The organism is Micromonospora sp. NPDC007271 (assembly GCF_040634005.1).
In the GTDB taxonomy this organism is placed as follows: domain Bacteria; phylum Actinomycetota; class Actinomycetes; order Mycobacteriales; family Micromonosporaceae; genus Micromonospora.
Genome location: NZ_JBEYER010000036.1, coordinates 17,325 through 39,212, shown reverse-complemented (window position 1 = coordinate 39,212; position 21,888 = coordinate 17,325). Strand labels below are relative to the sequence as shown.

Genomic DNA, 21,888 nt, shown 5'->3' with positions numbered 1-21,888 from the left:
ATGGTCGTCTAACCGTCCGATTGGCTGAACCTAGAGGAGAAGGAACCTCTGCCAACAGGGGGCGAGGTGTCCCTCTGCCCGTTCAGCCCGTCGTGCCTCCACCGAACCTCCGGTCGGGTAGCCGGAAAACGACGGTGGGTGACGGCCCGTCCGGACCGTCACCCACCACCGGGTACGCCGAAATCAGTCCTCGTCGGACTTGCCGCCGCCGATGCCGGCCGAGATCAGCTCCATCACCGAGGAGTCCTGCAGGGTGGTGACGTCGCCGAGCGAGCGGTGCTCCGCGACGTCCCGCAGCAGCCGGCGCATGATCTTGCCGGAGCGGGTCTTCGGCAGTTCGGGGACCAGCATGATCTGCCGTGGCTTGGCGATCGGGCCGAGCGTCTTCGCGACGTGGTTGCGCAGGTCGGCGATGAGCTGCTCGCCGGCCTCGCCGGAGGTCTCCGCGTTGCCGCGCGGGATGGCGAACGCGACGATCGCCTGGCCGGTGGTCGGGTCGGTCGCGCCGACCACCGCCGCCTCGGCCACCGACGGGTGGCTGACCAGCGCCGACTCCACCTCGGTGGTGGAGATGTTGTGCCCCGACACCAGCATCACGTCGTCGACCCGGCCGAGCAGCCAGATGTGGCCGTCGTCGTCCTTCTTCGCCCCGTCGCCGGCGAAGTAGACCCACTCGCCGCCGGCGTTGGCGCCGGCCCCGAACCGTGACCAGTACGTCTCGATGAACCGGTTGTCGTCGCCCCAGATGGTGCGCAGCATCGACGGCCACGGCTCCCTGAGCACCAGGTAGCCACCGCCACCGTTCGGTACGGACTGGCCCTGGTCGTCCACCACGTCGGCCACGATGCCGGGCAGCGGGGCCATCGCCGAGCCCGGCTTGGCCTCGGTGACGCCCGGTAGCGGCGAGATCATGATCGCGCCGGTCTCGGTCTGCCACCAGGTGTCGACGACCGGCAGCTCACCCCGGCCGATGTGCTGGCGGTACCAGATCCACGCCTCCGGGTTGATCGGCTCGCCGACGCTGCCGAGCAGCCGCAGCGAGGACAGGTCGTACCCGGCGGGGATGTCCTCGCCCCACTTCATCATGGTGCGGATCAGGGTCGGCGCGGTGTACAGGATGGTCACCCGGTACTTGTCGACGATCTCCCAGAGCCGGCCCTTGTGCGGGGTGTCCGGGGTGCCCTCGTACATGACCTGGGTGGCGCCGTTGGAGAGCGGGCCGTAGACGATGTAGGAGTGGCCGGTAACCCAGCCGATGTCGGCGGTGCACCAGTAGACGTCGGTCTCCGGCTTCAGGTCGAAGACCGCGTGCGTGGTGTACGACGTCTGGGTGAGGTAGCCGCCGGTGGTGTGCAGGATGCCCTTCGGCCGGGCGGTGGTGCCGCTGGTGTAGAGGATGAAGAGCGGGTGCTCCGCGTCGAACGGCTGCGCGGTGTGCTCCGGCGAGGCCGTCTCCACCGTCTCGTGCCACCAGTGGTCCTTCGCCGACCAGGCGACCTCCTCGCCGGTGCGGCGGACCACCAGCACGTGCTCCACCGACGGGCACTTCGCCACCGCCTCGTCGACGGTCGGCTTCAGCGCCGACGGCTTGCCCCGGCGGAAGCCGCCGTCCGCGGTGATCACCACCTTGGCGGTGGCGTCCTGGATCCGGTTGGTCAGCGCGTCGGCGGAGAAGCCGCCGAAGACCACGCTGTGCGTGGCGCCGATCCGGGCGCAGGCGAGCATGGCCACCGCCGCCTCCGGGATCATCGGCAGGTAGATCGCCACCCGGTCGCCGGCCGTGACGCCCAGCTCGGTCAGCGCATTCGCCGCCTGGCAGGTGAGCCGGTGCAGGTCCGCGTAGGTCAGCGTCCGGCTGTCGCCGGGCTCGCCCTCCCAGTGGATCGCCACCTTGTCGCCCCGGCCGGCCGCCACGTGCCGGTCCAGGCAGTTGTACGCCACGTTGAGCTGGCCACCCACGAACCACTTCGCGAACGGCGCGTTCGACCAGTCGAGCACCTGGTCCCACTGCTTCGCCCAGGTCAGCCGCCCGGCCTGGCGCTCCCAGAACCCGAGCCGGTCGCCCTCCGCCTCGGCGTACGCGTCGGCCTTGACGTTGGCGTTCGCGGCGAGTTCGGCCGGCGGCGGGAACTGGCGCGTCTCGTTCAGCAAGTTGGCCAATGCCTCGCTCATGCGTGCTCCTTCGTCGCGTGACCTGCGTCTCGTACGTCGCTGAGGTTAGTCGCGCGGCGGCCACCCCGCGACAGCCCGCTTCGGCGCCGCGCGCCCAGCGGCCTTCGCCGCGCGCCGAGTTGTAAGGAAGGGCCCCCTCTTAACGCCTCCGGTAGAGACGGGTTCCCTTCTTCCCGCCCGGGGCGCTGTGTGGGTGGTTTGGGTCGCGTGGGGGGCGACTGGCGGTGGGACGCGGCGGACGGGTGGATAGCGTGGCGGGGTGACCACCGACCCGCTCGCCCCGCTGCTCGCGCTCGCCGACATCGCGCCCGCCGTCGAGCGGGCCCGCGACCGGGTCGACCAGGCGCACCGGCACCGCGCGTTGCGCCGCCACGGCGGGCAGGTCGCCGCCGAGGTCAGCCTCCGCACCGCCGTGGCCAGTGCGGCCCTGGAGGGCCGGGTGCACGACCGCGAGGAGGTACGGGCCGGGACGGTCACCGACCCGGTGCTGCAGGGGGCGCTACGGGTGGCCGGGGCGCTGCCCGGGCTGAGCGAACTCTGGCCGAAGGCTCCCCGGCAGATCCTCGCGAGGTTGCACGTCCTCGCCGCCCGGGACGTCGTCGCCGAGTCGGAACTGGGCCGGCCGGTGGCCGACCCGGTGGTCGCCGCACGCCTCGACGGGCTGGCCGGGTTGGTCGCCGGTGGCACGAGGGTGCCGCCGCTGATCCTTGCCGCCGTGGTCCACGGCGAGCTGCTGAACCTGCGCCCGTTCGCCGGCCCGTCCGGGGTGGTGGCCCGGGCCGCCGCCCGGCTGGTGCTGATCTCCACCGGTTTCGACCCGCGCGGCCTGATCGGCGTCGACGTCGGCCACCGCGAGCGGGAGCCCGAGTACGTCGGCGCGGCCGGTGCCTTCGCCACCGGCACCCCCGACGGCCTGCGCTCCTGGCTGCGGCACTACATGACCTCCGTGGAGGTGGCCGCCGACCAGCTCACCGCCGTCGGCGACGAGATCCTCGCCGCCGCCTGAGCGGGGCCCGGCCGGTTCAGTCCCGTCGTACCGCCCGGTTGATCTTTGCCTGGAGGGCGCGTCGGGCGATCGGTCCCAGGTCGTCCACGATCTCGATGAGCACGGCGAGCTGGTCGAGGGCGGACATGGCCCGCTCCGCGGCGGCCCGATCCACCCCGTCGTACAGCTCGAGTCCGATGAACGCGGCCGACACCGCGCGCGCCAGGCCGGGTACGTCGGCGACCTCGGCGAACGGGGAGCCGGCGAGCACCCGCCGCAGGACCGCCTCGATCTCGTCCACCCAGAGCTGGAGGGCGCCGGCCGTCGCGGCGGCCAGCCGCTCGTCGGTCTGCGCCCCGGCGAGCATCTGGGCGAGGAACGAGACGTTGCCCAGTTCCCGCTCCTGCTCGTGCAGGGCGCGCCCGACGGCGAGCAGCTCGCGCAGCGAGGTGACCCGGTCCAGCTCGCCGGACCAGTGCGCGACCCGCGCGGCGGTGCCGGCCCGGCAGGCCGCCGAGAGCAGCTCGTCCACGCTGCCGTAGTGGTAGAAGACCAGCGCCTGGTTCACCCCGGCGGCGGCAGCGATGGTGCGGGCGGAGACCCCGGCGATGCCGTGCTCGCGGACGGCGGCGATGGCGCCGTCCAGGAGGCGCTGTTTGGTGTCGGACATCCCTCTCCTCGCGGCCCGGCCGGATGCGGCGGTGCGATCATCGCATCGGTCACCAGCTGCGCGAGCCAGGCGACCCCGGGTAACCGTAGGATCCAGCCGACCAGGGCCCAACCGAGGCTGAGGTGTTCGAGTGCGCGGGCGAAGGCGGCCACCCCCCGTTCCTCGTGGCCGTCTCCGCCCGCGTACTCCGCCCGCCACAGCACCCGTTCGTGTGTCACGGCAGGCCGGATCGTGAGGCCCACCGGCTGCCGGCGGGCCAGGAAACGCCAGGTCGCCCCGCACGGTCCGCAGTCGGCGTCCAGCCAGAGCACCGCGGGCGGCCCCGACCGGTACGGTCGCCACCGCGGCCACCAGTTCCGCACCTGCCGCCGGTAGGCTCGCCAGCCTTCCGCGTACCGGAGGTGGAGGTCGTGCACCTCGTGCGGCCCGGCGACCGCCACGGCGAAGGCGACCGCCGTCCCGGCCGCCAGGACCAGGCTCCCGCTCCGGGCCACCACGGCGGTGAGCAGCACCAGGGCCGCCGCGCCGATCTGCATGGGGTTGGCCACGTAGGCGTACGGCCCGGTGGTGACCAGTCGCCGGGGCGGATCCCACGGGTACGGCGTGCCGCCACCACGGACGACGAACTCGCGTACGGCGGCGAGGGCCGGCGCCGCCACCAGCAGCGCGACCTGCGCGACGACCAGCAGCCCGGACGCGGACAGCCCGGTGAGGCCGGCCCAGGAGCCGTCGCCCACCTCGAAGGCGAGCGTCGGCACGAACCAGAGCACCAGGGCGGCGAAGACACCGACCTGGAGCAGCGCGCGGGCCACCAGGTGCCGTCGGTCCGCGCAGTACCGGCCGAGCAGTTGGGCGGGCAGGGCCACGGCGAGCAGCCCGACGGCCTCTCCGACGAGCCAGTGCGGCCCCAGCCGGACCAGCGGGTGCAGCGCGGGCATCGCCACGGCGTCCACCCAGAGCAGCAGGCCCACCGCCAGCGGCAGCGGGAGGAAACGGCGCAGCAGCACCGGCAGGGGACCCCACAGGGCCGCCCAGCCGAGCCAGAGGTCGACCGGCATGCCCCGGTAGCTGCCCCGCACCGGCGCGAAGGCGTACCAGCCCGTGCGGCGGGCCACCTCGTTGAGCGCCGCGATGCCGATCCCGGCCGCCACGAAGGCCAGCAACGCTGCCGCCCGAGCGTGCTGGCGCCGCTCCAGCCGTGCGGCTGCGAGTACGGCCAGTAGCGGCACCGCCAGGCTGACGTAACGGGCTGCTGTCATCGCAGCTGTCATCGCAGCGCCATCATGTCCAGCAGATGCCCGAGCCCTGCGCCGAGCAGGAGCTGCTGCAGGGGACCGAAGTACCAGGACGGGTCCAGGCCGCGCCGGTAGTCGACGGTGACGGTGATCTCGGTGTGCCCGGGGTCGACCGCCCGCCAGCGCAGCTCGGCGTGCCGCCAGGTGAACCAGCGCGCGGTGATGGACGTGTCCTCGACGAAGCGGAAGGCCACCCGTTCCGGCCCGGCGCTCTCCACCTCGGCGAGCAGGTGGCCGCCCGGCCCGTGCGCGCTGCCGTGGTAGCCGAACGCCCAGCGGTCACCGACGGCCAGGCCGTCCCCGCTGACGTGGCCCGGCGTGGGTACGCCCAGCATCCGCAGGGGCGTGGAGCGGACCGGTACGGGGTGCGGGCCGGCCGTGAGGCGCTCGGCCACCTGGTCGGCGGGGAGTGCGACGACGCGGACGACCTCGACCGACTGCTCCGGGTCCACCCGAGGTGCGATGCCGCTGCCCTCCAGGCCGGGCAGGAGCAGCAGCGGCACCGCGATGATCGCGTACGGCCGCGAGGCGTTCCGGAGGGCGTGGATCAGGGCGGTGGTGCCGTGCGACGCCAGGTAGACCAGCGGAGCGGCCAGGACCACGCAGACGGCGCCCTCGTGCAGCGCGACCGCCGCCAGCAGCAGACAGATCGTTGTGATCACGAAGACCCGGCCGTGTGTCGTCCGGCCCGGGGTGAGGGCCAGGGCTGCGGCGAGGACGACGGGCAGCGCCACGAACAGCAGGGCGCTGTCGGCGCGTCCGGCGCGTACCGCAGCCGTGAAGACCAGGAGCCCGAAGGCCGTGATCAGTCCGGCCAGCACCCAGTTGGCGGTCGTCCGGCGTGGTCGTTGGTCATCCTGCTCGGACATGCCAGTCCTCCCCGTTTTGAGCAGTTGCTTAAGGGGAGGGTAGGGCAATTTGAGCGTCTGCTCAATACCGCGCTCGGCGGCGGCTGACTGTGGGTGGACGGCGAACAGCGGCCAGCGGACGCCGCCGACGCGCGGACCGTCGGGTGCGCCGGATCGGCAGAGGGAAGGTGGGGCTGCGTGGTCAGCCTGCGCGACCGGTCGGGTTGACCGGGCGAGGCAGGGCGATCTCGGCGATGGCTGAGACCGCGCCGCCGGCCCTTCGGTCAGTGCTTCGCCGGGCCGGGGTGGGTGGGGTCAGGAGACGGCGGTGGCGCGGGTGCGACGGTGCCGGCCGTACCAGGCGATTCCGATGGCGATGCCGACGCCGACGCCGAGGGCCGCCGCGGCGACCGGTACGGCGGGCCGCTCGCGCAGCCGCCGACCGAGTGGGATCGGGTGCCGGAACTCCAGCACCGGCCAGGAGTTCTCCACCGCCAGCTTGCGCAGCGCCCGGTCCGGGTTGACCGCGGTGGGGTGGCCGACGCACTCCAGCAGGGGCCGATCGCTGTACGAGTCGGAGTAGGCGTACGAGTCGGCCAGGTCGTACCCGCGTTCGGTGGCCAACTCGCTGACGGCGTCGACCTTGCTCGGGCCGGCCGCGTAGAACTCCACCTCGCCGCTGTAGCGGCCGTCCACGACCGCCATCCGGGTGGCGATCACGTCGGTCACCCCGAGCAGCTCGCCGATCGGCCGGACCATCTCCTCGCCGGAGGCGGAGACCAGCACCACGTCCCGGCCGGCAGCCTGGTGCTCCTCGATGAGGGCGGCGGCCTCGGCGTACACGTAGGGGTTGATCAGCTCGTGCAGCGTCTCCGCGACGATCTGGCGGACCTGTTCCACCTGCCAGCCCTTGCAGAGCGTGGCGAGGTAGTCCCGGGTCCGGGCCATGGTCTGCTCGTCGGTCCCGCCGAGCCGGAACATCAGCTGCGCGTACGCCGACTTGACCACGTCACGCCGTGTGATCAGCCCGTCCCGGTAGAACGGCCGACCGAACGCCAGAGCGCTCGACTTGGCGATGACGGTCTTGTCGAGATCGAAAAAAGCGGCACCTCGGCCCACGGCGCGAAAGTCTAGCCCGAGAAAGAACAAAGATCGGGTGCCCGGGGTGGGGTGGCCGGCGCTGTGGCGCGCAGGCCTGCGGATCGTGACGGCGATCACACTCTCCGAACATGATTTAGCGGTGGGTGGACCCGACGCCACTCGACGTATAAGGGTCGGCTGCGGCATGCTTGTGCTCGCGACGAGAGTTCACATCCCGTCAGTGAGTAGGCCTCGGCGGTTGCGCCCCCCGTTACCGCTGAGTGGTTTCGGCTCGACCCCCCCGGAGCCGAACCTCCCGACGACCCCCGTCTCCCCCCGACGGGGGTCGTCCCTATGCGCAGCGATGCTCCACCGCAGGTCACAGGTCCTCCTCTTCTGCGTCCAGCATGCTTTCCGCCGACGGTTCCTCCTCCTGAGGCAGCAGAGAGGCAGCAGAAGCGTCGAAGGCCGCCAGGATTCGGGCCGCGTAGTCGTCCGGGGTGCGTATAACGATTGAGCGTCGTTGACGCCTGCTCGTGGCCCATCACTCGCTGCACGAGGTTGATCGGCACGCTTGGGAAAGGCGGGAGGGGCAGCAGACGATCCGATCGGATAAGGTGCGCCTCTTCAGTGGTTGCACACCGTGTCGGCGTAGCTGACGAAGTCCTCTGGCGTGCGGAACGTGGCAACGTAGGCCTGCTCCTCGAGGTCCCAGCTCTTGGTGAGGATCACCTCGGAGCCGGTGCGGCCACGCAGCTCACTGATCCGGAACGGGAAATCCCGCACTTTGCCGTGGTCCTCGTTCCACGCACGCAGTTCGTAGACCTGGTCGTCGTCCAACGAAGGCGGTGTCACCTTCGTCTGCCAGCCGGAAGTTGGGTCGAGCAGCACAACTTCCTCCGCAGTGCGGGCGCTGCGCCCGGGATCCCGCTCGAGATAGACCACCGGGTCGGCGCCCGTGGCCCCGCCGCCGCCCGAGCCGAGGTAGAGGGCGATCACGTTGGTTCCGGCCTTGCCCCGGCACCAGTCGAACACCCCGACCAGCCGGCCGTCGGCGTCCAGCCGTACCCCGACCGCGCCTTCGGTGGGCGGGCTGCAACTGGTCAGCCCGGCCAACACCAACAGGCAGATCAGTCCCAGCATCCCCGTGCGTAGCATCCCTCAAGGGTGAGCACCGACGGTCACCCGCCGATTACGGCCAGAGAACGGTATGGCGGCGGCGGGACATCTCGTCCTCAGGACGCGACAGCGGCGGCCGCTTAGCCGGGGCAGCTGTTGCCATGCCGTTCAGCCCGAGCCTCCTGACTCTGTTGCTCCGCTAGGCGTAGCCGTTCGGTCAGAGCCTCACGGCGGCGGGTGAGCAGCTCCACTGTCGATCGGTGCCGTGGGCGTTGCTCAGCGGCCCGACGAAATCCGTCGATGACGGCGACGACCAGGGCTACGGCAGCGATGCTGCCGAAGCTGTACCAGAAAATCCTGGGCGGAGTGAAGACCGCCCACGCTAGTGCCGCGATGACGGCCTCCACGACGACCATGCAGCCAGGCAGACAGCCCTCGAAACGTGGCGGCGGTTGCAACGCGCGCTCGGACCAGCGCAGGCGGCGGCGCAGGTTCACCGGCTCCGGCGTCCAGAGCGCCAGCCCGCAGGCACGCAAGAAACGCTCATCGAGCGCGCGTCCAGTGGTCTCGCCGGTCAGGCTGCCGGGCCACCCGAAAGTCGCGTACTTCTCTACCTCTGCTTGTGTGACCCGACGAAGACCGCGGGCTTTAGCGCTTTTCCGCCGCTGGGCGAACAGGGCCAGCTCGTCGCGCCAAGCGAGGTGACCTGCGTCGAGGACGTCGGCGGCCGCGATGAGTCGGTCGGATGGGTCGCCATCGCCGGCCAGATGGTCGAGATAGGCAAATGTGCCGATCAGGCCAAAAGGGCTGAACGTCGCAACGCAGCGCACAAGCGCAGCGTCGCGCTCGGCAAGCGGACGAGCCGATCGCGTACGACCCGGATGTCGGCGGAGATCGACACGCAGGGATTATGGAGCCCAGGAAGATCTTGGGCGACCCAGTTGCGATGACACCGCTGCTTTGGCTCTCCGAGTGACGACGGGAACGAGCAGTTGGAGCGGCGGCTGGGTCCGCTTGACACCAGCGGTTGACATCAACGGCGGCGGCCGTTGCCGGTCAGGCGGTATGGATGACGCTACGGCACCGCACACCGCACACCGCGGTCCCGGCCAGACAGCCGGACCGCCTCCCCCCGACGTGGGTCGTCCCTACGTGGGAGCCGCGGCATCCCGCGTCAGGTGTGGGTGCACTTCGGGTGCCCGCGATGCTCCGTCGGCCAGCCGTCGCCGCCCGTGACGCAATCGGCGATGTCGATCGCCGACTCCGGTGCCCATAACAGATCATCCCTCCGGCCGTGGCCTGTCCACAGTGCCCTCCGTCATCCACAGGAAGCCGCGGGATACGGGCGGCGGCCCGGCTGTCCCGGCAGGCTTCCCGGCGGCACGTCCGAGTCCGACCGCTGGAGGCCGTCATGCCGCCCCGTACCCCGCTCCCGCCGCACCACCGCCTTCCCCTGCTCGTCACCGCCGACGGCGAACTCCTCGACGAGCTGCTCCGGCTCGCTGCGGCGGGCGGCACCGAGGTCGAGTTGGCCGCCGATCCCGCCGCCGCCCGGGCCCGTTGGGCGCCGGCCCCGCTGGTGCTCGTCGGCGCCGACCAGGCGCAGGCCTGCCTGCGGGCCCGGCTGCCGCGCCGGCCCCGCACGGTGCTGGTCGGCCGCTCCGGCCACCTGGATCCGGGTACGCAGGTTGCCGAGCTGCTCGGCGCCGAGCACGTCGCGACCCTGCCCGCCGCCGAGCCGTGGCTGGTCGACCGGTTCGCCGAATGCGCGGGTGACCAGCCCGGTCCCGGCGGCGCGCGGGTCGTGGCGGTGCTCGGCGGGCGCGGCGGTGCCGGGGCCAGTGTGCTGGCCGGCGGGCTGGCCGTCACCGCGGCGCGGGCCCGGCTGCGGACCCTCCTGGTCGACGCTGATCCGCTCGGCGGCGGCCTCGACCTCGTGCTCGGCTGGGAACAGCTGGAAGGGTTGCGCTGGCCGGGCCTGACCGACACCGACGGGCGGGTGGACCCGCCGTCGCTCGTCCGGGCCCTGCCCAGCCGGGGCGACCTGGTTGTGCTCTCCTGGGACCGGGGTGACCTGCTGCACCTGCCGGCCGAGGCGATGGCCGCCACCGTCGACGCCGCCCGCCGGGGCCGGGACGTCGTGATCCTCGATCTGCCCCGGTATCTGGACGACGCGGCCGTGGTCGCGTTGCAGGCCGCGGACCGGGCGCTGGTGGTCGTGCCGGCCGAGTTGCGGGCCACCGCCGCGGCGGCCCGGGTGGTGGCGGTCGCCGCCCCGCACTGCACCGACCTGGCGGTGATCGTGCGCGGGCCGGCCCCGGGCCGGCTCAAGGCCGGTGAGGTGGCTCGGGCGCTCGGGTTGCCGCTCGCCGGCACGCTGCGTCCCGAGCCGGGGCTCTGCCGGGGCCTGGAGCGGGGTGAGGCGCCCGCCGCCGCCGGGAAGGGGCCGCTCGCCGCGCTCTGCCAGCGGATCCTCGGCGAGCTGACCGACGTGCCGGCGCGGGGTGCGGCGTGAGCGGCCCGGCCGACTCGCAAGAACTGGCCGTCCGCGTCCGGCAACGCTTCGCGGAGGCGGCCACCCCGGTCACCCCCGCCGCGATCGTCACCGCCGTACGCTCCGAGCCGGGTGCCGTGCTCGGGGACACCGCGCTGCTGCGGATCGCCGACCGGGTGCACGACGACCTCGTCGGTGCCGGCCCGCTCGCCCCGTTGCTGGCCGACCCGCAGGTCACCGACGTGCTGGTGAACGGCACCCGGGTGTGGGTCGACCGGGGACGCGGGCTGCAGCAGGTGGCCGTGCCGCTCGGCACGGTCGACGACGTACGCCGGCTGGCGCAGCGGCTCACCGCGGCAGCCGGCCGCCGGCTCGACGACGCCTCCCCGTACGCCGATGCCCGGCTGCCCGACGGCACCCGGCTGCACGCCGTGCTGCCGCCGGTGGCGACCGACGGGCCGTACCTCTCGCTGCGTACCTTCCGGCAGCGGCCGTTCACCCTCGACGAACTGGTGCGCCAGGGCACCGTGCCGCGGCCGGTGGCGCCGCTGCTGGCCGCCGTCGTGGCGGCCCGGCTGGCGTATCTGGTCACCGGGGGCACCGGCTCCGGGAAGACCACCCTGCTCAACACCTTGCTCGGGATGGTGCCCGGGACGGAACGGATCGTACTCGTCGAGGACGCGTCCGAGCTCCGTCCGGTGCACCCCCACGTGATCGGTCTCCAGGCTCGTACGTCCAACGTGGAGGGCGTCGGCGCCGTCGGGCTGAGCGACCTGGTCCGGCAGGCGCTGCGGATGCGCCCGGACCGGCTGGTGGTGGGCGAGTGCCGGGGCGCGGAGGTGGTCGACCTGCTCGCCGCGCTGAACACCGGCCACGACGGTGGCGCCGGGACCCTGCACGCCAACGCCGCGACGGACGTACCGGCCCGGTTGGAGGCGCTCGGGCTGCTCGGCAATCTGCCCCGGGCCGCCCTGCACGCCCAGGTCGCCGCGGCGTTGCAGGTCCTCCTGCAGATGCGGCGCACCGCCGAGGGGCGGGTGCTGGAGTCGGTGAGCCTGCTGCTCCCCGAGGGGCCGGACCGGCTGGTCACCGTGGTTCCCGCCTGGGTACGCGGGCGCGGGCTCGGCCTTGCCGCCCGGCCGCTGGGCGCGCTGCTGCGGCAGCGGGACGTGACCGTGCCGCCCATCCTCTGCGCGGCCTGGCCGGGTTCGGCGGGCCCGTCGTGACCGCCCAGGGCTGGCTGGTGATCGTGTTCCTGGTCGCCGCCGCGGCGGCGGTGGCCTGGCCGGTGCGCGCCGGCCGGGCCCGGCAGCGGGTCGTCCTCGGCCCGGTGGGCCGGAACCTGGTGCCGCCGGCGTCCCACGTCGCCGGTCCCGCCCCCGGGTTCCGGAGCGGCGGAGCACGGACGACGGCCCGTGGCGGACGACGCGGGACGCGCTCCGTCGCGGAGCGGCCGCTGCCGGTCCGCCCACCTGGGCGGCACGACGCGACGCACCCGGCCGCCGCGCCCGGACCGGCCGACGGATGCCGGCCCCGGGCGGCCGTGGCGATGAGCCCGACCTCGGCCGGTGCCGCGGTGACCGGGTCGGCCGGCGGCGCCTCGGACGTGGACCACGGCCGCGGTGGGCCGACCGTCGGCCAGGTCCCCGGTGGGCCGGTGGCCGTGCTGTGCCGAGCCGTCATCCTGCCGGAGGTTTTCGCGTCGGCCGGGCGGGTGGCCGCCCGGTTCGCCACCGGAGGACGGCTGGCGGAGCGGGTGGCGGCGCCCGCACGCCAGCGGGACCTGTTGCTGGCGGCGCTGTCGTGCGGCGGGGCGGGAGCCGTACTGGGCGGGCCGGTGGCGGCGGTGGTGCTGGCCGCGTACGGCGTGCTCGCGGCCCGGGCGGTCCGGCGGCGACGTGCCCGTCAGCTGGCCGATCGAGCCCGCCGCCGCGAACTGGACCAGCTCTGCGCCCTCGCCGCCGACCTCCGTGCCGGGCTGCCGGCCGGGAACGCGGCCGTCGACGGGCCACATCGGATCGCCCGGCTGGCCCGGGCTGCCGTGCGGCTGGCCGACCGGACCGGGGCGCCCCTGGCCGAGCTGCTGGAACGCGTGGAGGCGGACGCCCGTGCCGCGGACCGCGGCCTCGCCGCGGCTGCCGCCCAGGCCGCCGGGTCCCGGGCGACCGCGTGGCTACTGGCCGCGCTGCCGCTCGGTGGCATTGGCCTCGGTTACGCCATCGGCGTGGACCCGGTCTCAGTGCTGCTGCACACGACCATCGGCGGGGGCAGCGCACTCGCGGCCGTCGCGTTGCAGATCGGCGGGCTGCTCTGGGCCGAGCGGCTCGGCGCGACGCCGGGGCGGGACGACTGATGTTCCGGCAGGTGATGGCTGCCGGCTGCCTGGCCGGAGCGGCGCTGCTCCTGGTCGCCACCGGCAGGCCGGCCCGCTCGGGGCGACGCCTTCGTCTGCTCGTCCGGCCGGCGGTGGCGGAGCGGACCAGGCCGGCGTGGTGGCCGGACCGGATCCGGCTCGGGGCGGGCCTGGCCGGGGTGGCCGCGCTGGTCGTGGTCGGCGGGTGGGCCGGCCTGATCGCCGGGGTGCTGGCCGGCGTGGCCGCGGACCGGCTGCTGCGGCGGATCGAGCCGCGGGCCGTTCGCGACCGTCGGCTCCGCGAAATCGCCGATCTGCCCCTCGCCGCGGATCTGCTGGCGGCCGCGCTCCGGGCGGGCGCGCCGGTCGACCGGTCGGTGCTGGCGGTCGCCGAGGCGCTCGGCGGCCCGCTGGCCGGCCGGCTCGGGAGGGTGGGCCGGACGCTGGAACTGGGCGGTACGGCGGCGGAGGCGTGGGCCCACCTGAATGCCGTGGCTGGCGCCGAGCGTCTGGTGGCCGCCGCGATCCGCTCGTCCAACAGCGGTACGGCGCTGGCCGGCGCGCTCACCCGTCTCGCCGACGAGCTGCGGTCCGATCGGGCCATCGCGGCCGAGGCGTCGGCCCGGCGGGCGGGCGTGCTGATCGTGCTGCCGCTCGGGCTCTGCTTCCTGCCCGCCTTCATTCTCGCCGGCCTGGTGCCGGTGATCGTCGCCGTCCTCGGCGACGTGCTGTGAACCCACGAGAAAGGGGACGACATGCGCAAACTTCTCGCCCGTCTGCGGGGTGACGCCGGGATGAACACGGCCGAGTACGCCGTCGGCACGCTGGCCGCGGTGGCCTTCGCCGGCATCCTGCTCAAGGTGCTCACCTCGGGCAACGTGCAGTCCGCGCTCACCGCCGTCATCGACCGAGCACTGAAGTGATCGGGCGCCGGTGGGCCGGCCGTCGTCGGTGCGGTCCGGGTTCGACCGGAGCCGCCGCGCCGGGACGGTCGTGGGGCGCTGGGGAGCGGGGCTCCTTCACTGCCGAGCTGGCGGCTGGCCTGCCGGCGCTCGTCCTGCTGCTCCTCACCGGCCTCACCGCGGTCGAGGCGGTGACCACACGGGCCGGATGCCTGGCCGCGGCCCGGGAGGCGGCGCTGGCCGCCTCGCGGGGGGAGTCCGGTTCGGCGGCGGGTGCCCGGCACGCCCCCACCGGTGCGGACATCTCGGTCACCGTCGCCGACGACCGGGTCACCGCGACGGTCCGGGCACCGGTCCGGGCCCTTGGCGCGCGGCTGCCCCGGATCACCGTGGCGGCCAGCGCGGCGGCCGCCGTCGAACCAGGCACGCCGAGGCCACGATCGTGAGGAACGATCGACCACCGGCACGCGGCGCACGGCGGTACCACCAGCGGGCCGGCATCCCGGGTCGCCGAACGGCGGACCGGGGCGGGGCGACCGTCTGCCTGCTCGCCGTAGGTCTGGTGTTCGTGCTGGTCGGGCTCTTCGGTGCGGCGCTGGGCTCGGCCCGGACGGCATGGCAGCAGGCCCGGAACGCCGCGGACTTCGCGGCCCTGGCGGGTGCCGGCCGGGCGCTCGAGAGCGACAGCGTCGCGTGCGGCCGGGCCGACGAGCTGGCCCGGGCCAACGGTGGGCGGCTGGTGACCTGCCGGCTCGATGGGCTCGATGCCGTGGTCACGGTCGAGGTCACGGTCGCGCCGCTGCCCGGGCTGGTACGCACCGTCACCGCGACGTCCCGGGCCGGCCCGGTACGCGGCTGACCTTGTCCTCCGCCCTGGCCCGGGCCACCCGAATCGAACCTGATGGCCCGGGCCAGGGCGGGGACCGGTGGAATCCGGGCCGCCGTCGGCCGACGAGCGAGGCGGACGCCTCAGCGGCTCTGCAGCGCGTCGAGCGCGACCGCCATGGCGATGACCAGCCGGCGGTCGATCTGCGGGTGCTGGATCTCGACGAGGTACCGGTCGCGGAGGCCCCACTTCTTGACGACCGTGAAGACCGGCTGGCCGCCGGCCACGAAATCGAAGTGGTAGGGCAGCCACGAGAGCGAGTCGACGAACCGGCGCAGCAGCGCCACCGGCAGGCTGCGCTCCTGCCCGGTGACCTGCGGCAGGCCGGCCTGCTCGACGTGCCAGGTGGAGCGCAGCAGCGACTGGGCGAAATCCTTGCGGAACAGGCCGATCGGGGTGCCGGCGTGGTCGGTCACGTCGTATGTGGCACCGAGGTCGAGCACCTGGCGGGCCTTGAAACCGAGCAGCGGGTGCTGCTTGGAATCGTCGGTGTAGATGGTCACCTGCTCCTTGAACGCCATCCGCTTCTGCTGCGCGAACGCGAGCAGCGCCCCCTCGGAACCGTCCGGCGCCACGGCGTGGACCTCGTACTGGTTCACCATCATCCGGATCCGCTGGCGGATGAGGAACTGGTGCTGGGTCTGCAAGCTGTCGAGCTGCATCGGGTCTCCTTCGACAAAACGAACGCCGGAGTTTCGCACAGTTCGATCCTCGGCGTGGCCCGCCGAGCCGCCCGTCTCACCGGCCGACCGGTCCGGCCGCCGTCAGCGGCTGCCGTCCACTGTGGCCGTCAACGACCGCCGCCCACCGCCGGACGGGTCAGCCGGTCTCCAATGCGGCCTGGCCCTCGCTGACCGATCGCTCCGGCGACCGCTCGTCCTGTCGAGGCACGGCCGCGCCGCGTTCGCCCGGGCGCCCGCCGGCCGCGGAGTCGGGGGCCGCGCCGCGTGCGTCCGGGGCGTCGCCGTGCGCCCGGTCCGGCGCCGCGCCGCGTTCGTCGGCGATGTTCGCCGCCGGGGGCAGGTTGTCGAGGACCACGTCGAGGACCCGGACGGCGTCGGGCTTGGAGAGCGGATTGTTGCCGTTGCCGCACTTCGGGGACTGGACGCAGGACGGGCAGCCCGCCTCGCAGCCGCATTCGGCGATCGCGTCGCGGGTGGCGCGCAGCCAGGCCGCCGCCGTCCCGTACGCCCGCTCGGCGAAGCCCGCCCCGCCGGGGTGACCGTCGTAGACGAACACGGTGGGCGCTTCGGTGTCCGGGTGCAGGGCGGTCGACAGTCCGCCGATGTCCCAGCGGTCGCAGGTCGCGATGAGCGGCAGCAGGCCGATCGCGGCGTGCTCGGCGGCGTGCAGCCCACCCGGCACGTCGGCCGACTCCACACCGGCAAGAGCCAGCGACTCCGGGGAGAGGGTGAACCAGACGGCGACGGTACGCAGCTCCCGGGCCGGCAGGTCCAGTGGTCGGGTGTCGATCACCTCGCCGGTCGCGATCCGTCGCCGCTGGTACGACACCACCTGGCTGGTCACGTCCACCTCGCCGAGGAAGAGCCCGACCGGCCCGGCGTCGACGTACGACCGGACCGACACCACCGAGAGCGAGGTGACGTCCCGGGCGTGGGTGGACCAGTCCGGCTCCTCGGCGTGCACCAGCGCGCACCCGTCGGCCAGGTCGAGCGAGTCGACCACGTACGAGACGCCCTGGTGCAGGTAGACCGCGCCGGGGTGGAGTAGGAAGTGCGAGGACCCGCCGTCGACGGTGCCGAGCAGCCGGCCGGTGGACGCCTCGACCACGCACACCGGTGCCCCGTCCTCGCCGCGCAGGTCGACGTCGGGGCGTTCCCGGTGGCGCCAGTACCAGCCGGTCGGCCGCTGCCGCAGCGCCCCGGCCTCGACCAGCGAGTCGACCGCCTCCTTCGCCCCCTCCCCGAAGAGTTCCAGGTCGGCCGGGGTGAGCGGGGCCTCGAACGCGGCGCAGGCGAGCTGCGGGGCGAGCACGTACGGATTGGCCGGGTCGAGCACGGTCGCCTCGACGGGCCGGCCGAACAGCGCCTCGGGGTGGTGCACCAGGTAGGTGTCGAGCGGGTCGTCCCGGGCCACCAGCACGGCGAGCGCCTCGTCGCCGGAGCGCCCGGCCCGGCCGGCCTGCTGCCAGAGCGACGCCCGGGTGCCCGGCCAGCCGCAGATCAGCACCGCGTCCAGCCCGACCAGGTCGACGCCGAGTTCGAGGGCGCTGGTGGAGGCGAGCCCGAGCAGGTCGCCGTGCAGCAGGGCGCGTTCCAGTTCGCGCCGCTCCTCGCGCAGGTAGCCGGCCCGGTAGGCGGCCACCCGTTCACCCAGCCCGGGCACCGCCTCGTCGAGCGCGCGCCGGGCGTTGGCGGCGACCACCTCGGCGCCGCGCCGGGACCGGACGAAGGCGAGGGTGCGGACCCCCTCGACCACGCTGTCGGCGAGCAGGTCGGCGGTCTCCCGCAGCGCCGACCGGCGTACCGGTGCCAGGTCCACCGCCGAGGCCGACGCGTCGGGAGGCAGCAGCGGTGGCTCCCAGAGCGCGAAGGTCACCCCGCCGCGCGGCGAGGTGTCCTCGGTGACGGCGGTGACCGGCAGGCCGGTGAGCCGCCCGGCTGCCGCCGCCGGGTCGCCCGACGTGGCGGAGGCCAGGATGAAGACCGGCGTGTGGCGCGAGCCTGCGAGCGCCGGGGAGGAGACGCGGCCCGAACGTCCGCATTGTCTCCGCAGCCGGCGCAGCACGTGCGCCACGTGTGAGCCGAACACGCCCCGGTAGGTGTGGCACTCGTCGATCACCACGTACGCGAGGCGGCGCAGGAACCCGGACCAGTGGGCGTGCCCGGGCAGGATGCCGTGGTGCAGCATGTCCGGGTTGGTCAGCACGAACCGGGAGTGCCGGCGGATCCACTCCCGCTCGGCGCGCGGGGTGTCGCCGTCGTAGCAGGCGGGGCGTACCCCCTCCAGTTCCAGTCCGGCGACGGCGCGCAGCTGGTCGGCGGCGAGTGCCTTGGTCGGGGCCAGGTAGAGCACGGTGGCGCGCGGGTCGGCGAGCAGGGTGGCCAGCGCCGGCAGCTGGTACGCCAGGGACTTGCCGGACGCCGTCCCGGTGGCCACCACCACGTGCTGCCCGGCGTACGCCAGCTCGGCGGCCTCGGTCTGGTGCCGCCACGGGGCGACCACGCCGCGCCGGGCGAACGGTGCCCGCAGCTCCTCGGGGGCCCACGCCGGCCATGGTGCCGGCTCCCCGGGCCGGGCGGCCACCCGTTCGACGTGGGTGACCGGGTCGCAGGCGTGCCGGGCGCGCAGCCGGCGCAGCAGCTCGGCCGGCGGCCGGCCGGGGCCGCCGCCCGCGGACACGGGGTCGTCAGTCACGTCCTGCACCTTCGGAGCACGGTCGGGGGAGATGAAACGCGGGGCGCCTGGGTAAGGGAGTGCCCTGGCCGGTGACCAAGGGGCGCTCCGGCGGGGATGGTTAGATGCCCAGGAGAGCTTACCGAGGAGGGGCCGATGGAGCTGTCGCTGGCGACCCGCACCGTGGGGGAGCACACGGTGCTCGAGGTCGGCGGTGAGGTGGACGTGTACACGGCGCCACGCCTGCGGGAACGGCTTCTCGAACTGATCGACGGCGGTGCCCGCCGGGTCGTGGTCGACCTGGGGCGGGTCGACTTCCTCGACTCGACCGGCCTCGGCGTGCTGGTCGGCGCCCTGAAGCGGCTGCGTTCGGCCGACGGTTCCTTCGGCCTGGTCTGCGACAAGGAGCCGCTGCTCAAGATCTTCCGGATCACCGCGCTGGACCAGGTCTTCCCGCTGCATCCCACGGTCGACGCGGCGGTCAGCGCCGACCCGACCGGCGCCGGCGCGTGATGGCGACGGTCAAGCTCTCCTTCTCGCCGGCCCCGGTGCACGTCCGCACCGCCCGCCTGGTCGGCGTCGCGGTGGCCCGGCGGGCCGGCGTACGCGAGGACCTGCTCGACGAGGTGCGCCTGGCGATCGGTGAGGCGTGCACCCGGGCGGTCGCCCTGCACCGGCAGTACGGGCTGCCCGACCCGGTGCTGGTGGAGATGTCCGACAGCGGGGCGTACACGGTCCGGGTGGTGGACCGCGCCCCGATCGAGGCGAGCATCGGTCTCGCCGCCCTGCCCCCCGACGAGTTGGCCAAGGAGTCGCTCAGCGAGGACGCGCTGACCACCGGGGTCGGCTTCGCCCTGCTCGCCGGCTTCGTCGAGGACCTCCAGGTGCGCCCGGTCGACGAGGGCGTCGGCACCGAGGTCCGGATGGTGTGGCCGGTCGGCCGCTGACCTGAATTCGCGCCGCAGGCCGCGTTCCCGCTCGGGGAACGCGGCCTCGTCGTGCTGCTCCGGCCGTATATCAGATTTTTTCGCATAGCACAGCGACGAAGATCATCGGGACAGGGTGCCCCCTCGGTGTGACCCGCAACACGCCGGAGGGCTACAGTACGCGGGTTGTCAGCAAGTGATCTGTCCCGCAGCCAGCGGGAATGGGTGTTCATCGCTGGTCCGCCGGGGTGGGTTGGCGCTCGCTTGCGAATCCGCATCCAGGCGTCGGTCCGTGTGTCTCCACGGAGCGACGCGAGTGTTCGGTACAGGAGGACATAGATGTCCGGGACCTTGGCCGCCGACGGCGGCGCCCTGTCCCTTACCGGAGCCAACACGACGTACGTCGTCATCGCCGCGGTCATCGCGCTGGTGGCGCTCGTCTTCGCCGCCACCTTGACCAAGGCGGTGCTGGCAGCCGGTACGGGCACCAAGAACATGCAGGAGATCTCCGGCGCTGTACAGGAGGGCGCCTCGGCGTACCTGCTCCGGCAGTTCCGCACCCTGGCGATCTTCGTGGTCATCGCCGTCGTGCTGCTGTTCCTGCTGCCGGTGCACGACACCGACGGCAACCAGACCCTGGTGAAGATCGGCCGCTCGGCGTTCTTCGTGGTGGGCGCACTGTTCAGCGCGTTCATCGGCGGCGCCGGCATGTGGCTGGCCACCCGCGCCAACCTGCGAGTGGCCGCGGCCGCCCGGGAGCGGGAAGGCGGGCGCGAGGGCGCCATGAAGATAGCCTTCCGGACCGGTGGCGTGGTCGGCTTCCTCACCGTCGGCCTCGGCCTCTTCGGCGCCGCGCTGGTCGTCCTGCTCTTCAAGGGTGACGCCCCGACCGTGCTGGAGGGCTTCGGCTTCGGCGCCGCGCTGCTCGCCATGTTCATGCGGGTCGGCGGCGGCATCTTCACCAAGGCCGCCGACGTCGGCGCCGACCTGGTCGGCAAGGTCGAGCAGGGCATCCCGGAGGACGACCCGCGCAACGCGGCCACCATCGCCGACAACGTGGGTGACAACGTCGGTGACTGCGCCGGCATGGCGGCCGACCTCTTCGAGTCGTACGCGGTCACCCTGGTCGCCGCGCTGATCCTGGGCCGCGCCGCGTTCGGCGAGCACGGCCTGGTCTTCCCGCTGATCGTCTCCGGCATCGGCGCGATCATCGCGATCATCGGCGTCTTCATCACCCGGCTGCGCGCCACCGACCGCAATGGCCTGACCGCCATCAACCGCGCCTTCTTCCTCTCCGCGCTGATCTCCGCGGTGCTGGTGGCGGTCGCGGCCTTCGCCTACCTCCCGGCGACGTTCGCCGAGCTCAAGGGCGGGCTCACCGACGTCGACCGCAACCCGCAGTGGGTGGCCATCGGCGCGGTGCTGATCGGCATCGTGCTGGCCGCGGCGATCCAGGCGCTCACCGGCTACTTCACCGAGACCAACCGGCGCCCGGTGCAGGACATCGGCAGGAGCTCGCAGACCGGCGCGGCCACCGTCATCCTCGCCGGCATCAGCGTCGGCCTGGAGTCGGCGGTCTACTCGGCGCTGCTGATCGGCGCCGGCGTGTTCGGCGCGTTCCTGCTCGGCGGCAGCTCCATCACCCTGTCGCTGTTCGCGGTCGCGCTGGCCGGCACCGGCCTGCTCACCACCGTCGGTGTCATCGTCGCGATGGACACCTTCGGCCCGATCTCGGACAACGCGCAGGGCGTGGCCGAGATGTCCGGTGACATCGACGAGCACGGCGCGCGGACGCTGACCGAGCTGGACGCGGTCGGCAACACCACCAAGGCGATCACCAAGGGCATCGCCATCGCCACCGCGGTGCTGGCCGCGACCGCGCTGTTCGGCTCGTACACCGACACGCTGAAGACCGCGTTCGGCGACGCGAAGGTGGAGAACGTCGAGGCCGCGATCGCCGACCTGCTCAACGTGGCCAACCCGCGCAACCTGGTCGGTCTGATCGTCGGCGCGGCGGTGGTCTTCCTCTTCTCCGGCCTGGCCATCAACGCGGTCTCCCGCTCGGCCGGCGCCGTGGTGATGGAGGTACGTCGGCAGTTCCGCGAGCTGCCCGGGATCATGGACCGCACCCAGCGCCCCGAGTACGGCAAGGTCGTCGACATCTGCACCCGGGACGCGCAGCGTGAGCTGATGACCCCCGGCCTGCTGGCCATCATGGCGCCGATCGCGGTCGGCTTCGGGCTCGGCCCGGGCGCGCTGGCGTCGTACCTGGCCGGTGCGATCGGGGCGGGCACGCTGATGGCGGTCTTCCTGGCCAACTCCGGCGGCGCCTGGGACAACGGCAAGAAGTTGGTGGAGGACGGCGCGTACGGCGGCAAGGGCTCCGAGTCGCACGCCGCGACCGTCATCGGCGACACCGTCGGCGACCCGTTCAAGGACACCGCCGGTCCGGCGATCAACCCGCTGATCAAGGTGATGAACCTGGTCTCGCTGCTGATCGCGCCGGCCGTGGTGGCCTGGAGCGTGGGCGAGGACAAGAACAACGCCCTGCGGATCACGGTCGCGCTGGCGGCCGCGCTGGTCATCGTGGCTGCCGTGGTGTTCAGCAAGCGCAAGGGCATCGCGATGGGCGAGTCCGACGGCGGCAGCGACGCCGGCGCGGGCAGCCCGGAGGAGCGGGTGGAGCCGGTCGGGGCCTGACCCTCGGCGAGACGGTGACGGTTCCCGGTCGGCACCTCTGCCGGCCGGGAACCGGCCCGCCCGGTGGCCCGGTGCACGAAGCCTGACCGCTGGCGGTTCCA

General features: G+C 73.5%; 20 protein-coding genes. 11 read left to right on the top strand and 9 right to left on the bottom strand.

The genetic code is table 11. The annotated features are described in order from the left end of the window. Positions 1-183: 183 nt before the first annotated feature. Positions 184-2,172, bottom strand: coding sequence for an acetate--CoA ligase (gene acs, locus ABZ570_RS15495; protein ID WP_358062826.1), 1,989 nt, complete (start codon positions 2,170-2,172; stop codon positions 184-186). A 259-nt stretch (positions 2,173-2,431) separates the two neighbouring features. On the opposite strand from acs, the gene ABZ570_RS15490 reads away from it, so the two are divergent. Then, positions 2,432-3,178, top strand: a complete 747-nt coding sequence (locus tag ABZ570_RS15490) for an oxidoreductase (RefSeq protein ID WP_358062823.1) — start codon at positions 2,432-2,434, stop codon at positions 3,176-3,178. 16 nt (positions 3,179-3,194) lie between these two features. On the opposite strand, the gene ABZ570_RS15485 is transcribed toward ABZ570_RS15490, so the two are convergent. From ABZ570_RS15485 to ABZ570_RS15460, 6 genes are all read right to left on the bottom strand, one after another. Beyond that, complete coding sequence (locus ABZ570_RS15485) at positions 3,195-3,827, bottom strand: TetR/AcrR family transcriptional regulator (RefSeq protein ID WP_358062820.1); 633 nt, start codon at positions 3,825-3,827, stop codon at positions 3,195-3,197. Further along, entirely contained in the window at positions 3,722-5,086 is a 1,365-nt protein-coding gene (locus ABZ570_RS15480; RefSeq protein ID WP_358062817.1) for an isoprenylcysteine carboxylmethyltransferase family protein, read from the bottom strand. The genes ABZ570_RS15485 and ABZ570_RS15480 overlap by 106 nt, the downstream gene beginning before the upstream one ends. A gap of 8 nt (positions 5,087-5,094) precedes the next feature. Further along, complete coding sequence (locus tag ABZ570_RS15475; RefSeq protein ID WP_358062814.1) at positions 5,095-5,991, bottom strand: hypothetical protein; 897 nt, start codon at positions 5,989-5,991, stop codon at positions 5,095-5,097. Between the two features lie 294 nt (positions 5,992-6,285). Continuing rightward, positions 6,286-7,089, bottom strand: coding sequence for an HAD-IB family hydrolase (locus ABZ570_RS15470; RefSeq protein WP_358062811.1), 804 nt, complete (start codon positions 7,087-7,089; stop codon positions 6,286-6,288). Between the two features lie 588 nt (positions 7,090-7,677). Continuing rightward, positions 7,678-8,193: a hypothetical protein gene (locus tag ABZ570_RS15465; RefSeq protein ID WP_358062809.1), complete on the bottom strand. Its 516-nt coding sequence runs from the start codon at positions 8,191-8,193 to the stop codon at positions 7,678-7,680. Between the two features lie 116 nt (positions 8,194-8,309). Beyond that, positions 8,310-8,999: a hypothetical protein gene (locus ABZ570_RS15460; RefSeq protein ID WP_358062806.1), complete on the bottom strand. Its 690-nt coding sequence runs from the start codon at positions 8,997-8,999 to the stop codon at positions 8,310-8,312. A gap of 581 nt (positions 9,000-9,580) precedes the next feature. Here ABZ570_RS15460 and ssd point away from each other — a divergent pair. The 7 genes from ssd to ABZ570_RS15425 all read left to right on the top strand — a co-directional run bounded on the left by ssd (position 9,581) and on the right by ABZ570_RS15425 (position 14,777). Further along, on the top strand, positions 9,581-10,684 hold the full coding sequence (gene ssd, locus ABZ570_RS15455) for a septum site-determining protein Ssd (RefSeq protein WP_358062803.1): 1,104 nt from the start codon (positions 9,581-9,583) through the stop codon (positions 10,682-10,684). Then, positions 10,681-11,889 carry a TadA family conjugal transfer-associated ATPase gene (locus tag ABZ570_RS15450; protein ID WP_358062800.1) on the top strand — a complete coding sequence of 403 codons (1,209 nt, stop codon included), beginning with the start codon at positions 10,681-10,683 and terminating at the stop codon, positions 11,887-11,889. The genes ssd and ABZ570_RS15450 overlap by 4 nt, the downstream gene beginning before the upstream one ends. Next, positions 11,886-13,016: a hypothetical protein gene (locus tag ABZ570_RS15445; RefSeq protein ID WP_358062797.1), complete on the top strand. Its 1,131-nt coding sequence runs from the start codon at positions 11,886-11,888 to the stop codon at positions 13,014-13,016. Before ABZ570_RS15450 ends, ABZ570_RS15445 begins: the two co-directional genes overlap by 4 nt. Beyond that, positions 13,016-13,750 (top strand): type II secretion system F family protein, encoded by a 735-nt coding sequence (locus tag ABZ570_RS15440; protein WP_358062794.1) that lies wholly within the window; start codon positions 13,016-13,018, stop codon positions 13,748-13,750. The genes ABZ570_RS15445 and ABZ570_RS15440 overlap by 1 nt, the downstream gene beginning before the upstream one ends. 21 nt (positions 13,751-13,771) lie before the next feature. Then, positions 13,772-13,939 (top strand): DUF4244 domain-containing protein, encoded by a 168-nt coding sequence (locus ABZ570_RS15435; protein WP_076470820.1) that lies wholly within the window; start codon positions 13,772-13,774, stop codon positions 13,937-13,939. Between the two features lie 107 nt (positions 13,940-14,046). After that, positions 14,047-14,364, top strand: coding sequence for a TadE family type IV pilus minor pilin (locus tag ABZ570_RS15430; protein ID WP_358062881.1), 318 nt, complete (start codon positions 14,047-14,049; stop codon positions 14,362-14,364). A gap of 53 nt (positions 14,365-14,417) precedes the next feature. Continuing rightward, positions 14,418-14,777 carry an Rv3654c family TadE-like protein gene (locus ABZ570_RS15425; protein WP_358062878.1) on the top strand — a complete coding sequence of 120 codons (360 nt, stop codon included), beginning with the start codon at positions 14,418-14,420 and terminating at the stop codon, positions 14,775-14,777. 110 nt (positions 14,778-14,887) lie between these two features. Here ABZ570_RS15425 and ABZ570_RS15420 read toward each other — a convergent pair whose 3' ends face one another. Further along, positions 14,888-15,466, bottom strand: coding sequence for a hypothetical protein (locus tag ABZ570_RS15420; RefSeq protein ID WP_358062791.1), 579 nt, complete (start codon positions 15,464-15,466; stop codon positions 14,888-14,890). Positions 15,467-15,623: 157 nt separating this feature from the next. Then, positions 15,624-18,191, bottom strand: a complete 2,568-nt coding sequence (locus tag ABZ570_RS15415; RefSeq protein ID WP_358062788.1) for a DEAD/DEAH box helicase — start codon at positions 18,189-18,191, stop codon at positions 15,624-15,626. 126 nt (positions 18,192-18,317) lie between these two features. Here ABZ570_RS15415 and ABZ570_RS15410 point away from each other — a divergent pair, with 126 nt between their 5' ends. The 3 genes from ABZ570_RS15410 (at position 18,318) to ABZ570_RS15400 (ending at position 21,787) form a co-directional block, all read left to right on the top strand. Beyond that, entirely contained in the window at positions 18,318-18,674 is a 357-nt protein-coding gene (locus tag ABZ570_RS15410) for an STAS domain-containing protein (RefSeq protein WP_358062785.1), read from the top strand. After that, positions 18,671-19,108, top strand: a complete 438-nt coding sequence (locus ABZ570_RS15405; RefSeq protein WP_089004397.1) for an ATP-binding protein — start codon at positions 18,671-18,673, stop codon at positions 19,106-19,108. The genes ABZ570_RS15410 and ABZ570_RS15405 overlap by 4 nt, the downstream gene beginning before the upstream one ends. Before the next feature lie 318 nt (positions 19,109-19,426). After that, a complete protein-coding gene (locus ABZ570_RS15400; RefSeq protein ID WP_358062781.1) occupies positions 19,427-21,787 on the top strand; it encodes a sodium-translocating pyrophosphatase in 2,361 nt (786 codons plus the stop codon). The last annotated feature ends 101 nt before the right edge of the window (positions 21,788-21,888 follow it).

Bases quoted from the DNA above. Each gene is read 5' to 3' on its own strand.
- acs (WP_358062826.1), bottom strand. From the start codon at position 2,172: ATGAGCGAGGCATTGGCCAACTTGCTGAACGAGACGCGCCAGTTCCCG.
- ABZ570_RS15485 (WP_358062820.1), bottom strand. From the start codon at position 3,827: ATGTCCGACACCAAACAGCGCCTCCTGGACGGCGCCATCGCCGCCGTC.
- ABZ570_RS15480 (WP_358062817.1), bottom strand. From the start codon at position 5,086: ATGACAGCAGCCCGTTACGTCAGCCTGGCGGTGCCGCTACTGGCCGTA.
- ABZ570_RS15475 (WP_358062814.1), bottom strand. From the start codon at position 5,991: ATGTCCGAGCAGGATGACCAACGACCACGCCGGACGACCGCCAACTGG.
- ABZ570_RS15465 (WP_358062809.1), bottom strand. From the start codon at position 8,193: ATGCTGGGACTGATCTGCCTGTTGGTGTTGGCCGGGCTGACCAGTTGC.
- ssd (WP_358062803.1), top strand. From the start codon at position 9,581: ATGCCGCCCCGTACCCCGCTCCCGCCGCACCACCGCCTTCCCCTGCTC.
- ABZ570_RS15440 (WP_358062794.1), top strand. From the start codon at position 13,016: ATGTTCCGGCAGGTGATGGCTGCCGGCTGCCTGGCCGGAGCGGCGCTG.
- ABZ570_RS15435 (WP_076470820.1), top strand. From the start codon at position 13,772: ATGCGCAAACTTCTCGCCCGTCTGCGGGGTGACGCCGGGATGAACACG.
- ABZ570_RS15420 (WP_358062791.1), bottom strand. From the start codon at position 15,466: ATGCAGCTCGACAGCTTGCAGACCCAGCACCAGTTCCTCATCCGCCAG.
- ABZ570_RS15410 (WP_358062785.1), top strand. From the start codon at position 18,318: ATGGAGCTGTCGCTGGCGACCCGCACCGTGGGGGAGCACACGGTGCTC.
- ABZ570_RS15400 (WP_358062781.1), top strand. From the start codon at position 19,427: ATGTCCGGGACCTTGGCCGCCGACGGCGGCGCCCTGTCCCTTACCGGA.